A 13377-nucleotide genomic window follows, 5' to 3' on the forward strand; every position below is an offset into this window, starting at 1 on the left:
CTCCCGGACGCCGGCGTTGTTCCGGCAGACCAGAGGCAGATCAACGCCGTACGCACCTGGGGGGACGGATTCATCGCCGTGGGAAACACAAGGGGCGATGATGGGGAGGAAAAGTCAGGGCTAGTTTGGTACTCCGTCGATGGCTCGTCATGGACTCGAATGCCGGCTCGAGACAACGGCTTCGATTCCGCCTCCGCGCTTATGGATGTTGCCATCGGAACTCGGAAGGCCGTACTCGTCGGCTATCCATCCGACGACTCGGAAAAGCTTCTTACCTGGCACGCCGACACTCCGCCACATTCAGGTTGAAGCAGCCTGGCGGCCAACCCTCACACGAGTACCAGGACGCGGCGACGGCGACGGCGACACAATCGGCTATCGGGTCACCGCCCCGCGGGCCACGCCACGAGGGTCCAGCGGGCGGGCTGACCCTGATCACGCAGCACTTGGACCGGGCGCCAGCCGCGCACCGCCGACCCCATGAGCCCGTTTCGTCTCCAACCGGCGAACTGGCTGAGGTGTTAGCTATCCGCGGCTGGACGTGGGTCCCGACGCTCGGCGCCGAACCCGCTCGGGGCCAGTCTTCCGAGAGCATTGACACAGGACAACCATCATCGGACGGCCGGGAGTAGTAGGGGTAGCTATTGAGAAGCCGGCGACAGAAATCGCCGTTGATCATTTGCTGAGGCGCGGCTATGGCGAATGGCCGTCCGCTATCCGCCGCACCACTTTGGGAGCGATGTTCCGAGGGCTACCTGCGAGGAGTCAGGTCATGCAGGGTGCTCCGAGGTCGGGCCGGTCGAGGTTGTCCGCGACGGCGGCGAGCGACGCTGCGAGAAGGTGTTCGGGGAGGTCTGTCTGTTCGGCGTGCCAGCGGATCCAGTCGGGTAGCAGGGCGCTGGCCTCCTTGGTGACGGGGTCGTCGACCCAGTCGCTGATCAGGCCTCGGATGTGGCGGACCCGGTGGGGTGAGGCCGCGTGCCAGGTGCCCGGAAGCCGTCCTTCGATCCACTCGTAGGCAAGGGCGTCAAGGGGCTCGGGGGCAGGCGGGTTGCCGTGCCGGTCGCTGTACCAGGTGGCGAACGCGTCGACGAGCGGGCCTGCGTCGAGGTCGCGGTGAAGGTTGGTCGCGCGGGGCAGCGGGGTGCCGCGGCGGCGTAGCGCGTCGGCGAGCTCATGCAGGCGGCGGCTGGTCCGGAACCAGTTGTCCAGCGCCGAGTCCGACTCGTCGCCCTGGAAGATCTCGCCCCCATGGTCGGCGTACGCCAGGCAGACCAGTTCGTCGGCGCGCTGCGCCGCGGCGGGCTCGGCGTCGCTCGCGGACTCGCCGGCGAAGGCTCGCCACGCTGCGACGGCCTGGGCGACGTCGTCGTACACGCCAGCGTTGACGACGGTCACCATGCCGCAGGCATCGACGTCGAACAGGAACACCGACGGGTCGACCCCGCCCGGGTAGGTGAAGCCCGCGATCACCCCGATCCGGCTGCCGTAGGCATCACACAGGTGCCAGACCTCCCCGGTGGAGGACAGACGGCGCATCGCCGGCAGCCAGCGCGCCTCGCCCCGCCCGCCAGCACGGGCGACCTTGGCGGCGAGGCGTCGGGCCGCGGTGGTCGCGCCGGAGGCGAGCGCGGGCGAGCCGATCGCGGCCAGGCCGTGCAGCAGCCGCCACGGCCCCTCCCAACCAGTGCCACCGCGGTCGAGTTCGTCATGAATCCGGGCCGCGGTCGCCTCGGTGAGCTGCGCGAACCACCAGTCGACCCACAACCCCCGGCGAACGTCGCGCACGGCGTGGCGGATCTGCCCACCGACCAGCTCGACGGTCGCCTCCTCCAGCACACGGGGCCCATCGGCGGCCAGAACCGCGCCAGAGCCGTCGAGGACAGCCGTGATCGTCGGATCGAACCAGGCCGGCCTCTCCCGAGAACCCACGAACAGGTCCACCGGCGAGACCTCTGCCGCTGAGCCGGCCTGCGCCCTGCCCGCACGCGGCGAACCAGCACCCGACCGACGGGACGGACCGTTCTTGGACTTCTTCGGCTTTCGCCCACGAGACACCGGCGACATGTGGCTGATCGTAGGGACCCGCGCCATCAGGCCAACCGAGGCCATGCCGTGGTCCGGCCAACCAGATCTACGAGCCCACCCACGGCGGTGGGTCGGGATTCCCGGATTTGATCCAGGCTGCACCTGAAGAGCGCCCGATCCAACGCGCCTTGGCCGACCGGCTCGCACAACTTGCCGAACAGGGCCTGCTCGATGCCCCCGACCCGCTCGAAGCCGCCGAGTTCCTCGGCCTGCTGGTGACCGGACGCGTCAACAACCGATCCTGGTACGGCGCCGCACCCCTCGACGACGCCGAGATTGACCGGCTGGTCGCCGGGGGCGTGTGGGTCTTCCTGCGCGCGTATGGCCGCTGAGCCCGGCAGTTGCGTCAGCGGCCCACGGGCTGGCCGGCGAGGAACTGCCCGACCGCCGTGGCGAACTCGGGTGCCGCGGGCGCCGTCCCGTGATCGCCGGCCACCTCGACCAGCGTTGCCTGGGGCAGCGCGTCGACCAGCTCAGCGGCCGACGCCGCGCGCGGGTCGTCCCGCCCGACAACCACCAGCGTGGGGACCTCAACCCCGCCGACCCGCTCGGCCGGCGTCGCGACGAGCGAGTCCAGCACATGCACCATCGCGACCGGGTCCAGCCCGCTCTCCCGCGCCCACCGCTCAGACCGTTCCTGCTCCGAACCCGGCGCGCCGGTCCCCCACCCAGCGGCCATCTTCCGGAGCTGAACACCAGCACCTCCGGCGACGCCGCGGCTCACCTCACGCAGGCCCTGACCGCCGACAAAAGCCCGAGCGGGCGTCGCCCCGCGGACCATCATCCGGACCACGATCCGGCCGCCGAGCGAGTACCCACCCAGGTCGTAGTCGACCAACCCCAGATGATCCACGAAGGCCAGGGCGTCGTCGGTCAGCACGTCGGGCGGGTACGCAGCGACGTCCTGCGGTTTCGCGCTCCTGCCATGCCCGCGAAAGTCCGGCATCAGCACACGGCGGCCGAGCGCGGCGAACGCCTCGGCCAGCCCGTAGTGCTCCCACATCGTCGAGTCACCAGCAGCACCGGACAGCAGGACCAGCGGCCGGCCCGCGCCCACCACCCGGTAGGCCAGCCGCGCGCCGTCCCGGCCGGGAAAGTACGCCAAGGTGGAGTTCACCATGTGGCAGAGCGTAGGCCGGACCGACGAAACGCGAAAAGCCCCGCCCCACGCAAAGCGGACCGGGAGTCGCAGCCTGCTGAGCGGCCGTCGTCTGCCCAATCACCTGCGAGGCGACGCCGCACACGCCGCGTCCCCGACGAACCGCTGCCGTGCTGATGGCCGCCAGCACCGTCGCCGTGAGGGCCTGCGCCTCGACCTCACCTTCGCAACGAACGTCCGGCCTTCGTACCGGTGAGACGTTAACGACCCGCTGCCAGGCCGCTGGCCGTGACGCCTTGCGCCCGGCGGCGGCGAAGCGGGGCACGAACAACGCGCCGTCTGGGTTGGCGGCCACACGCTGAATACCCGGCTGCCACCGCTGAAGATCACCCGAGATTGCCATCCCGGCGGCGACCACGGCGTCGCGCGCGGCCCACGGACCGCCGCCTCCGGAAACGGGTGAGACGACCTCGTAACCAGCGCGCCGATGCGTGATCTCCAGTCCCGCCGCCCGCAGGATCCACCTGAGCCGCGGGCCGAGAGCGAGGTCCTTGCCGCTGCGAATGTGGAACTGCGCGTACCGGTGGTAGAGGTCGGCGAAGTCGTCGTCGACGGGGTCGAAGCGAAGCGCGGTGGCCTCGGTGTCCACGACCTACAGGTAGCCGCCCAGGGCCGCCGCCGCGGTCGACCCGGCCGTCCGTCAGGCCGGTGAGGCGGCCCGCACTACCTGATCAACAGAACACACGACTCTGCCAATAAGACCGGGATCAGGGGAGGGTCACCGAGTGCAGCACCCGGCCGGCGCCGTCGCGGGCGAACAGCGACAGCGGCGGCCTGGCCTGCACCTGCTCGGGCGTGTCGACCGTCCTGTTCCAGTAGAGGGCGAACGCGCCCGTGGCACCGACGGGGACGTTGATCGCCTCCCCGTTCGGGATCACGGCGAACAGTTCCTTCACCTCCGGGGACACCCGCCCAAAGGCGTGCCAGAACCAGGTCGGGCCCGCCCAGTCGACCACACCCTCCTCCCTGGTGCTCGTGTTGAACACCTCGATCGGCGCCTCCGGAGGCCGGGAGAAGTCGGGGGTGCGGTCCGAGTGCCACCACCGGAGCATGGGCTTGTCGGACCAGGAGAAGTCCGGCGGGCCGTCGCGGCTGACCAGCTCGACCAGGCAAGCGGCCAGGCCCTGGCTGTTCTGGACGAGCACAAGGGAACTGCCGACCGCGACGAGCAGCCGGCCGTCGCCGTCCGGCGACACCGGGCGGCCGTTGTTCCCTGGAACGCAGCGGTGGACGACCGCCGCCTCGGCGTCGGCGTCGAGGTCGAGCAGCCGCCGGGTCTCGACGAAGCGGAGCGCGACCGGCTCGCCCCCCGGGCCAGCGGGGAGCACGACAGGCGGGGGTCCGCCCGGGCTGACCGACCCGGCCGGTACCGCCGCGGTGCCCCCGTCGCCGGGGTCGCCGCACGCGGCCAGGGCGACGGCCGCCGCGGCGACGACGCCGGCGGACCGCCAGCGCCCCCGGCGGACGGCGCGAGCGACCCACGACCCGTGGCGGTCGGCGGCCCCGCCGTCGCCCTCGATGCGCATCCGACCTCCATGAATGCCCGAACGCCGCCGACCGGTTGCCGGTGAGGGCGCGGCCATCGCGTCGATCTTGCCGGGCGCGCGCGGCAGTGGCAACTCCGCGCCGCCACCGAGGAAACCGCCCGCGAGCTCGACACCTTTCTCGGCGCCTACCAGAGCGCGCTCCGCGAAGGATCGGAGAAGCTCCTCCCACCCCTGATCGACCGCAATGCCACGCTGTCGGCGGCGGGACGTGCGGTCCGTGGGCGGGACGCCTTCGTCGCCGCACTGCCCGAGGCTGGATTGGTTTCTCTGTCCGAGGTCGAGTGGCTCATCGGCACAAGACGCCGGGAGGCCCTCTGCTCTACCGAAGCCGCGACCGAGAGAGGTCCGCGGCACCAGACCATGTTTCTCAAGGTTGTTGCAGGCAACTGGCAGATCGTTTACCACCATGCCGGATGAGTCGCGGCGAGGCTAGCGCCGATGATCATTGACTGCACGCGGTGCACTGGCTAGTTCTCATCCATAGTGGCGAGGAATGAGGTCCCGATGCAGCGAACGCGGCGGGGCGGGCTGCCAGGTCTGGACGAGACCATGAGGAGGGCGTCACCCGATCCACCGGACGGGCGGCTGGCCGCACGGCGGGCAACTGGCTCTGTAGGAACGACACGGGCACGCATGTGGACCTTGGTTGATCAGGTCGTAGTTGCCATCGCGCGGCCGGTGCTCGCCTCACCGATCAGGAAAGAGGTTCGAGTTCCGGTTGCCGCCTGTCCCGAGCAGGGGTGCCAGTTCGTCGATCAGCGTGTCGATGCTCGCGTCGCGCGCGACGGCCCGCGAGATCGCGGAGGCCACGGCCGGCTGCGCGACGAGCGTGACGAGATCGGGTCTCTCCTCGCGCCAGGCGACGCTCGCCGCACCCCGTCCTGGACGGCGGTAAAAGTAGTGGCAGGTGATGAGGAGTCCGGTCACCGCCTCCACCACGTCGTCGGCCGGTCCGACGACGGTGAAGCCGCGGCGGCTGATCTGGGGATTGCGCACCACCATGGAGGTCGCCGCCCCGCCATAGTGATCCCGCCAGCCGTAGTGCAGGGCGCCGACCCCGGTCTGGAGGGCAGCACCCATGCACAGGCAGCAGGGCTCCACATTCGTGTAGAGAACGTGATCCTGGAACGAGCCACGACAGGGAAGCCGCGCGAGCGCGTTGACCTCGGCGTGCGCGATCCGCGTGTTGGAAAGCTGGCCGGGCACCGCGATGTCCTCGTGGCGAGTACTACGCCCCTGCCCGACCGGCAGGCCGGAACCGTCGAGGACGACCGCGCCGATCGGCAGGCTCCCGGCCCGATACGCCTCCCAGGCCAAAGACATCACCAGCGGCCACGGAAACTCCACCAGACCAGGATCGCAGCACCATCCACATACTGAAGACCCCTCGCCGTGTTGATCACGGTTTAGGTCGGGCTGGGGCCCGCCACCCATCGCCGACCCCGCCGCACACGAGGCCGCCCTATCCCACCTACGCGCCTGAAATCGCCAGGCCGAGCCGCCGTCAATCACCCGAGTCGCCACCCGGTCTCCATAAACATCGGCAGGTGCCAAGACCGCTCGACTGGCAAAGTCGTGTGATCAGAGGTCCCATCTACGCGGAACCCGGTCTGTAGATCGTCAGGGACGATGAGCGCCGAGTCCACGACGATCAAACTAGTTCAGGCCGCACTATGATCATCGGTATGGTGGATGAGGCGGGCGGTCACGTGCCGGCCAACCGGCGGCAGTGGGACGAGCACCTGTCAGCCTGGTTCGAACGGTATGCGCATTCTCGGTGGACCGCGGACGAACCGTACTGGGGAATGTGGTGCATCCCCCAGTCCCAGCTACCGGTCCTGCCAGATGACGTGGCCGGTGCCGCGGCAGTCGAGCTGGGCTGCGGCAGCGCGTACGTCTCGGCGTGGCTGGCCCGCCGCGGCGCGCGCCCGGTCGGAGTGGATGTCTCGACCCGACAGTTGGCCGTCGCGCGCCGCCTGCAGGACGACTTCGGGCTGCGCTTCCCGCTGGTCCACGCCGACGCCGAACGGGTGCCGCTGACCGACGCCTGCGCCGATCTGGTGATCAACGAGTACGGTGCGGCGGTCTGGTGCGACCCCTTCCGCTGGATCCCGGAAGCGGCCCGGCTGCTGCGATCCGGCGGCCGGCTGGTGTTCCTGACCCACTCCACCCTGGCGCGCCTGTGCATGCCAGAGAACGGGCCAGTCACCCATCACCTGGTGCACGACCTGTTCGGACTGCACCAGCTGGTCCGCCGCGGCGGGTCGGGCCGACAGTACCGGCAGTTCACGCTGCCACACGGGGAATGGATCCGGCTCATGGCCGGATGCGGCCTCGTCGTGGAAGACCTGGTCGAGGTTCGGGTGCCGCCCGGTGCCGCCAACAACGACTTTCCCCAGTTTCCGGACCAGTGGGTCCGACGCTGGCCTGTCGAGGAAGTCTGGTTCGCCCGGCGCCGCTGATCCGCCGGCCAGGAGTGATCGACCACCTTCTACCAGGAGAACTCTCGTCTCAGGCAGTGGCGGGTTGGGCGGCGGCCTGGCGGCGCCATTCGGAGAGGTAACGGCGGGCAGTGCCCGCATGCAGGTCGATGACGGGCGCGAGGTCACGGGCGAGGCCGTAAGTCGGTGCGCGGGTCATCGGGGGCGACGTCGCGGAGCAGGACCGCGGCGGGGTCCTGATGGGGAGCCAGGCTCAGGCCGCCAGTGGGGATCGCGGCCAGGACCTGTTCTGCTCGCGTGAGGTCGCTGCCGCGGGCTGCCGGGTCGGCATGGCGTCCACAGGTGAGGCGGTTCGGGCGGCGTCCGTCGTCGCCCTTGGACATGGTCGATTGCCTGACAGCTACGAGGAGTTGGTAGCAGCGCGGTAGGCCGCGTTCAGGCGCTCGCGAACGCTGGGTGATCGCGGTGGGGTATCGGAGCCAAGGTGCGAGTAGCGCAGTTCGTCCATGAACTCTTGCCAGAGCGCGGGGCCGCCTTGTTCGAGCAGCTCGGCGCGAACGTGCAGCGCGGAGGTCGTGGGCCGGTGGCGAAGTCCCCAGCTGCCGAGCTGCGCGAACACGGGTACGAGTTGGATCGCAGGTTCGGTCAGGCTGTAGCACGCCCGCTGGCCGGGTCGCGTGTCCTCACGGGTGAGCAGTCCCGACTCGACGAGTCGCTTGAGTCGGTCGGCGAGGATGTTTGAGGCGATCCCCTCGATCGAGTTGGCCTGCAGCTCCCGGAAATAGCGACGGTCTCCGAAGACGATGTCGCGGAGCACGAGCAGGCTCCAGCGATCGCCGAACACCTCGATGGCGGCGTTGATCGGGCACTCCGACCGCGGCTCGTTCGCTTCGCCCATAGTGCTTGCACTCTACAACCGCCAGGCACTACGCTCTCGACGAGCGGTTGCAAACCACAAGCGGAAGGAGCCACCCGTGCTGAGGCAGGTCGCGGAGGGCGTGCTGATCCACGAGAGCGAGTTCCTCCAGAGCAACGCCATCGTGGTGCAGGGCCGGGCTGGCGTGTTGCTCATCGACCCTGGGGTGACCGGCGACGAGATCGCGTGCCTCGCGAACGACCTTCGCGAGTTGGGCCAGCCCGTAGTGGCAGGGTTTTCGACGCATCCGCATTGGGACCACCTACTCTGGGACGCCCGGCTCGGCGTGGCGCCTCGTTACGGCACGGCCCGCAACGCGTCCACTGTCCGAGATCGGCTATCGGACGCGCGTGCGAAGGCCCGCGTCGCCGAGCTGATACCGCCGGACATCGCCGAGCAGGTACCGCTCGACCTGCTCGGACTCATCACCGGCCTGCCCGCCGAGGAGACGCAGATTCCCTGGGATGGCCCTCAAATCCGAATTGTCGAGCATCAAGCGCATGCCCCGGGCCATGCGGCGCTGTTGATTGAGGAACGCGGGGTTCTCGTCGCCGGCGACATGCTTTCTGATGTCCTGATTCCGATGCTCGACCTGAACAGCACCGCCGACCCGGTCGAGGACTGCCTCGTCGCGCTGCGGCTGCTCGAGGGCGTGGCGGGCGACGTCGATGCCGTCATCCCCGGTCACGGGTCCGTCGGCGGAGCTGATCAGGTACACGCACGGATCGACCAGGATCGCGCGTACCTGCATTCCCTGCGTGATGCCGAGGTTCCCAGCGACCCGCGGCTCGGCCCAACGGCGTACGGCAAGGATTGGCTTCCCGGCGTGCACGAACGGCAACTCCAGCGCATCGCACGCTGAAGCCAGCGCGACGGGACGCCCGGCTAGCGATCCGCTTACGGGACTGGCCTGCACGTCCATCCTGCCGCGGTCAGCTTCGTCGCCGCGGGCCGGCAGCGGGCGCGGCGACGGTGGACGTCCCGTTCCAGTCCACCGTGAACCACCACGCAGCCTCCTTCCGAAGCTGCGTGAGTTCCTACCGATCAGACCGCGAACGCCCTCCCCGACACGCAGATCAAGGTCGCCGTAGTCCGGTCAACACGCCATCCGATCAGGAAATGCACGTCCCCTCCGCGACCTGGTCGATCTAACCTGCCGCCTATGCCGACACCCCTGGACTCGGACCGGCTGCCGACACTCGTCGTGCTGCGCGGTCCGTCCTGCGGCGGCAAGACGACCACCGCCCTTGGGCCTGTTTCGCGTGGCGGGCGGTCCTCAGCCCTTGACGGCCTCTGCGATCTGCCGGGCGGCCTGGGCGGCCGTGAGGTGCGTGGTGTCGACGACCTCGGCCGCGTCGTGCAACCAGGTGCGGGCTGCCTCGGCGTAGGGCTCAAGGTGGCTGAGACGGAACGGGGAGACAGCATGCTCGCCCAGGATGCGCCCGCGGAGGGTGTCTTGGTCGGCGTGGAGGACGAAGTGCCGAACTGGGACGTCATGGTGGGCGAGGCCCGTGCTGATCTCGCGCCAGTACTGCTCAACCAGGACCGTCATCGGCATCACCAGGATGCCGCCGGTGTAGTCGAGCACGCGCCGGGCAGTCTCAACGACAAGCGGGCGCCACGGCGGCCAGTGCTGGAAGTTGTCCGTCGCGGGCAGCCCCGGCGAGATGTCCATGAGCGTCTCGCCCACCTTCTCGGCGTCGAACACCCGTGAGTCCGGGATCAGCTGCTGCACAAGGGCACTGGTCGTCGTCTTGCCCACGCCGTGGGTGCCGTTGAGCCATACGATCACGGGACCCGATGCTACCGCCGCGGGCCGAACCGTCCTGCCGGCTCTGCCGCGGACAGCTCGTCCGCTGCGCGACCACGGCGTCACCGATTGTCACCTCAAGTGTCCGTCATATGGGGTCGGGCCCATGTCCGCGAGCCCACGGACCTCGCCCGTGCCGACGCCACTTCATCGACGGCAGGAGGTCGAACGCTCCGAGACGGTCGCCACGTGAGTCCGGGCCCCAGACACGGTGGCGCTGGCAGACAATCACCGGTCATGACAGTGCCTGCCGCGGTATGCAACGTCGTGGACACCTACCTGATGGCGATCGACGCCGCGGCTCCCGGTCTCGTGGAAGGCTGCTATGTAATCGGGTCCGCGGCCCTGGACGACTTTCGTCCCGGCGCCAGTGACATCGACTTCGTCTCCGTCACGGCGACACCGCCCGCCGGGAACCAGCTCGCCGCGCTGGAAAGCGTGCATGCTCATCTGCCCCGCCGTCCGCTCCTCGACGGCATCTACATCACCTGGCGTGACCTCGCCGGCGGCCCGGAACAAGCCTCACCCGGGCCGCACGCCCACGGCCGACGGCTTCATCCGCGGTGCGACCACCAGCGCCACCCCGTCACCTGGCACAGCCTCGCCCTCCACGGCATCGCGATCCGCGGCCCCAACCCCACGAACATCGGCATCGTCACCGACGCACAGGCCCTCGCCCACTGGACGCGCGCCAACCTCGACGACTACTGGCGACGATGGTGGCAACGCAGCTCCCACCTGCCCACACCGGCCGGTCTGGCCTGCCTCGCGCCACAGGGGCCAGTCTGGGGGGTGCTCGGCGTCAGCCGCCTCCACTACACCTTGACCACAGGCAAGATCGCCTCCAAGACGGCGGCGGGAGAATACGCACGAACCACATTCGAACCACGATGGCATCGCATCATCGACGAATGCCTACGCATCCGACGCGATGATCACTGCACGTCCCTCTACCGCAGCCCGCTGGCTCGACGGGCCGACGCACTGGCCCTCGTCGACGGGGTCATTCGTGATGTGCCTCCGCCCACGGGATCGGACTGACCGACCGCTCGCGCCACCAACCCACAGGTCCTGGCGCGACCCGTAGTCGCATGCGACACGGCACCTGCTCGCTTGGCCTTCCTAGGGGTATTAGGGTGAAACTAGAAACCCTAGGATCTGGGGAGGGTGGATGGCGCGGGCCGGGCTGACGGCGGAGCGGGTGACGGTCGCGGGCGCCGAGCTGGCGGACGAGGTCGGGCTCGACCAGGTGACCATGTCGCAGGTGGCGCGGCGGCTCGGGGTGAAGGACGCGAGCCTCTACTCGCATGTCCGCGGCCTGGACGACCTGCGCGGACGGATCGCGCTGCTGGCGGCGGACGAGAAGACCATCCGTATCGCGGAGGCAACCGCCGGGCGGGCAGGCAGGGACGCGCTGGTCGCGTTCGCGAACGCCTGGCGGGACTATGCGCACCGGTATCCGGGCCGCTACGCGGCGACGCAGATCTCGATCCGGATCGACCCCGAGCTGGCCGCGGAAGCACCGGGACCCCGGCGCGCGGTCAAGCTGACCTACGGAATGCTGCGCGGCTACGGACTAGCCGAGCCGGACCTGACCGACGCGGTCCGGCTGCTGCGCAGCACGTTCCACGGGTTCGTCGCGCTGGAGGCCGCGGGCGGTTTCGCGCACGAGCGTTCGTCGCAGCAGTCCTGGGTTCGCGCCCTCGACGCCCTGCACACCCTCCTGGAGCGTTGGCCCCCGTCCCGAGAAGGAGACCCTCCATGACCGAGCCGACCGTCGGGAGCCTGCGCGTGCAGGGCGCGACCCTGCACTACGAAGTACGCGGCCACGGCCCGCTCCTGATCCTGATCCCCGGAGGGACGGGAGGCGCGGCCTCCTTCGACGGCATCGCCGACGACCTGGCCGTCGAGTACACCGTCGCGAGTTACGATCCGCGCGGCATGTCGGGCAGCACCCTCGACGACTCCGAGGCCGAGCAGCATGTGGCTGAGCATGCCGACGACGCGTTCCGCGTCCTGGAAATGCTGTCACCCGGGCGGCCAGCCCGGGTGTTCGGCGCCAGCTCCGGCGGGATCGCCGCCCTGCACCTGCTCGCCACGTATCCCGAACGCGTCGAACGCCTCGTGGCGCACGAGCCGCCGGTAGTCGAGACCCTGCCGGACGCCGCCGAACATCGCGCGCTCATCGCCCGCGTGCAGGCAACGTTCCACGCTCAAGGGCTCATGCCGGCGATGGCCCTGTTCGCCGCGGGCCTGGCACAGGACGGCGAGACCACCGAGCCGAAGGCCGACATAGAGCTTCCGCCCCAAGCGGCGGCGCGGGCCGAGCGGACGATCGCCAACCTGCCGTACTTCGTCGGACGCATCGTGCCCAGCTTCATGTCCTATGCCCCGGACCTCCACCGTCTGGAGACGCTGTCGGACCGGCTCGTACTCGCCGGCGGCCAGGACTCACGAGGCGAGCTCCCCTACCGGGCTGCCGAATCCCTGGCCGAACGCCTCGGCACGGAACTCCACGACTTCCCCGGCGGCCACGTCGGCCTGACCACCCACCCCGCCGAGTTCGGCGAACTCCTGCGGAAGACCCTCAGTCCCTCGACCTGAATCCCGCTCACCCAAGCCAATCCCACGAAGCCGGACACTGCATGTCACCGGGCGACGCCCCGGGAATCGCGGCTCGCTGCAGCGCATTGCCCCCGGGCTCGATCGACCCGGCAGTTGACGTTACGAACATGTTCATGACGCATATGCGCTGCTCGGGACGGCTCAACGCCCTGAGCAGGTCGGTAAGGTGCAGCAGGACGTGGTCCGCCGCGAGCTGCTCCGCGAGCCGGACCTCCCGGGCGCACTGAACATCGACCTGACCGCCACGATCGTGACGCGCTGCCTGGCCGGCGGCTGCGACGTCATCCTCGAAGGCATCCTGGACACCACCCGATACGGCACCACGCTGAAGTCGGTCATCGCCGCACACGCCGGCCCGGCCCACGCCTACTACTTCCGCCTCCCGCTCGAGGAGACTGTGCGCCGACACGCGACGAAACCGAACACCGGCGGCTACGGCGAACGCGAACTGGCCGAGTGGTACGTCCCGGACGACCTGCTCGGCGTTCCCGGCGAACAGATCCTCAGCCCCGCCGACACCCAACAGGAGATCGTCGCCCGTATCGTCACCGAGGCCCTGCCGCAGCGAATCCACCCAGGTGTCGCACCGTCATTCCCGGCTTGAACAGCGCGGCCCGACGGCCAGGCTTCCGCTGTGGCAAGTGTTTAGAACCAGGAGGGCCTATCTGGTCCTGAGTGGACGCAGGATTCCACCCTGGCCACAGGCTACGATCGCCAGGTGGCGCCGACGTCAGACGAAATCGACGCCGCGCGGACGCCTGCGGGAGGTTGGACCCGCGAGCAACTAGCGA

Annotated in this window: 14 protein-coding genes; 7 read left to right on the top strand and 7 right to left on the bottom strand. The window is 69.5% G+C overall.

Going from position 1 to position 13377, the window contains the following annotated elements; all coding sequences use genetic code 11:
- Window positions 1-765: 765 nt before the first annotated feature.
- Window positions 766-1944 carry a hypothetical protein gene (locus QOZ89_RS28745; RefSeq protein WP_312626568.1) on the bottom strand — a complete coding sequence of 393 codons (1179 nt, stop codon included), beginning with the start codon at window positions 1942-1944 and terminating at the stop codon, window positions 766-768.
- Window positions 1945-2132: 188 nt separating this feature from the next.
- Here QOZ89_RS28745 and QOZ89_RS28750 point away from each other — a divergent pair, with 188 nt between their 5' ends.
- Window positions 2133-2420, top strand: a complete 288-nt coding sequence (locus tag QOZ89_RS28750) for a TetR/AcrR family transcriptional regulator C-terminal domain-containing protein (protein ID WP_312626657.1) — start codon at window positions 2133-2135, stop codon at window positions 2418-2420.
- Between the two features lie 14 nt (window positions 2421-2434).
- On the opposite strand, the gene QOZ89_RS28755 is transcribed toward QOZ89_RS28750, so the two are convergent.
- The 3 genes from QOZ89_RS28755 to QOZ89_RS28765 form a co-directional block, all read right to left on the bottom strand.
- The gene (locus QOZ89_RS28755) at window positions 2435-3208 is read right to left on the bottom strand and encodes an alpha/beta fold hydrolase (protein ID WP_312626570.1); all 774 of its coding nucleotides are present in this window, start codon (window positions 3206-3208) and stop codon (window positions 2435-2437) included.
- A gap of 746 nt (window positions 3209-3954) precedes the next feature.
- The gene (locus tag QOZ89_RS28760) at window positions 3955-4773 is read right to left on the bottom strand and encodes a hypothetical protein (RefSeq protein WP_312626572.1); all 819 of its coding nucleotides are present in this window, start codon (window positions 4771-4773) and stop codon (window positions 3955-3957) included.
- Between the two features lie 708 nt (window positions 4774-5481).
- Entirely contained in the window at window positions 5482-6111 is a 630-nt protein-coding gene (locus QOZ89_RS28765) for a nucleoside deaminase (protein WP_312626574.1), read from the bottom strand.
- A 368-nt stretch (window positions 6112-6479) separates the two neighbouring features.
- On the opposite strand from QOZ89_RS28765, the gene QOZ89_RS28770 reads away from it, so the two are divergent.
- Window positions 6480-7256, top strand: a complete 777-nt coding sequence (locus QOZ89_RS28770; protein ID WP_312626576.1) for a class I SAM-dependent methyltransferase — start codon at window positions 6480-6482, stop codon at window positions 7254-7256.
- Window positions 7257-7305: 49 nt separating this feature from the next.
- Here the strand turns inward: QOZ89_RS28770 and QOZ89_RS28775 are convergent, their stop codons facing one another.
- Together QOZ89_RS28775 and QOZ89_RS28780 are read right to left on the bottom strand one after the other, a co-directional pair.
- Window positions 7306-7434, bottom strand: coding sequence for a hypothetical protein (locus tag QOZ89_RS28775; RefSeq protein WP_312626578.1), 129 nt, complete (start codon window positions 7432-7434; stop codon window positions 7306-7308).
- Window positions 7435-7635: 201 nt separating this feature from the next.
- Window positions 7636-8133 carry a winged helix-turn-helix transcriptional regulator gene (locus QOZ89_RS28780; RefSeq protein ID WP_312626580.1) on the bottom strand — a complete coding sequence of 166 codons (498 nt, stop codon included), beginning with the start codon at window positions 8131-8133 and terminating at the stop codon, window positions 7636-7638.
- Window positions 8134-8209: 76 nt separating this feature from the next.
- Between QOZ89_RS28780 and QOZ89_RS28785 the strand changes: the two genes are divergently transcribed.
- A complete protein-coding gene (locus QOZ89_RS28785) occupies window positions 8210-9013 on the top strand; it encodes an MBL fold metallo-hydrolase (protein WP_312626582.1) in 804 nt (267 codons plus the stop codon).
- A gap of 414 nt (window positions 9014-9427) precedes the next feature.
- Here the strand turns inward: QOZ89_RS28785 and QOZ89_RS28790 are convergent, their stop codons facing one another.
- Window positions 9428-9943, bottom strand: coding sequence for an ATP-binding protein (locus tag QOZ89_RS28790; protein WP_071052220.1), 516 nt, complete (start codon window positions 9941-9943; stop codon window positions 9428-9430).
- Between the two features lie 255 nt (window positions 9944-10198).
- Here QOZ89_RS28790 and QOZ89_RS28795 point away from each other — a divergent pair, with 255 nt between their 5' ends.
- From QOZ89_RS28795 to QOZ89_RS28810, 4 genes are all read left to right on the top strand, one after another.
- Entirely contained in the window at window positions 10199-11002 is an 804-nt protein-coding gene (locus QOZ89_RS28795; protein ID WP_071052221.1) for an aminoglycoside adenylyltransferase domain-containing protein, read from the top strand.
- Window positions 11003-11132: 130 nt separating this feature from the next.
- Entirely contained in the window at window positions 11133-11726 is a 594-nt protein-coding gene (locus QOZ89_RS28800) for a TetR/AcrR family transcriptional regulator (RefSeq protein WP_071052222.1), read from the top strand.
- Window positions 11723-12565 carry an alpha/beta fold hydrolase gene (locus tag QOZ89_RS28805; protein WP_071052223.1) on the top strand — a complete coding sequence of 281 codons (843 nt, stop codon included), beginning with the start codon at window positions 11723-11725 and terminating at the stop codon, window positions 12563-12565. Before QOZ89_RS28800 ends, QOZ89_RS28805 begins: the two co-directional genes overlap by 4 nt.
- A 187-nt stretch (window positions 12566-12752) precedes the next feature.
- Complete coding sequence (locus QOZ89_RS28810) at window positions 12753-13190, top strand: P-loop NTPase family protein (RefSeq protein WP_312626587.1); 438 nt, start codon at window positions 12753-12755, stop codon at window positions 13188-13190.
- The last annotated feature ends 187 nt before the right edge of the window (window positions 13191-13377 follow it).

Origin of the sequence: Pseudofrankia coriaricola (genome assembly GCF_032027725.1) — a bacterium.
In the GTDB taxonomy this organism is placed as follows: Bacteria; Actinomycetota; Actinomycetes; order Frankiales; family Frankiaceae; genus Pseudofrankia.

Excerpts from the sequence above, each read along its gene's own strand:
- QOZ89_RS28755 (WP_312626570.1), bottom strand. The coding sequence starts at position 3,208 with ATGGTGAACTCCACCTTGGCGTACTTTCCCGGCCGGGACGGCGCGCGG.
- QOZ89_RS28775 (WP_312626578.1), bottom strand. The coding sequence starts at position 7,434 with ATGACCCGCGCACCGACTTACGGCCTCGCCCGTGACCTCGCGCCCGTC.
- QOZ89_RS28770 (WP_312626576.1), top strand. The coding sequence starts at position 6,480 with ATGGTGGATGAGGCGGGCGGTCACGTGCCGGCCAACCGGCGGCAGTGG.
- QOZ89_RS28800 (WP_071052222.1), top strand. The coding sequence starts at position 11,133 with ATGGCGCGGGCCGGGCTGACGGCGGAGCGGGTGACGGTCGCGGGCGCC.
- QOZ89_RS28780 (WP_312626580.1), bottom strand. The coding sequence starts at position 8,133 with ATGGGCGAAGCGAACGAGCCGCGGTCGGAGTGCCCGATCAACGCCGCC.
- QOZ89_RS28795 (WP_071052221.1), top strand. The coding sequence starts at position 10,199 with ATGACAGTGCCTGCCGCGGTATGCAACGTCGTGGACACCTACCTGATG.
- QOZ89_RS28805 (WP_071052223.1), top strand. The coding sequence starts at position 11,723 with ATGACCGAGCCGACCGTCGGGAGCCTGCGCGTGCAGGGCGCGACCCTG.
- QOZ89_RS28760 (WP_312626572.1), bottom strand. The coding sequence starts at position 4,773 with ATGCGCATCGAGGGCGACGGCGGGGCCGCCGACCGCCACGGGTCGTGG.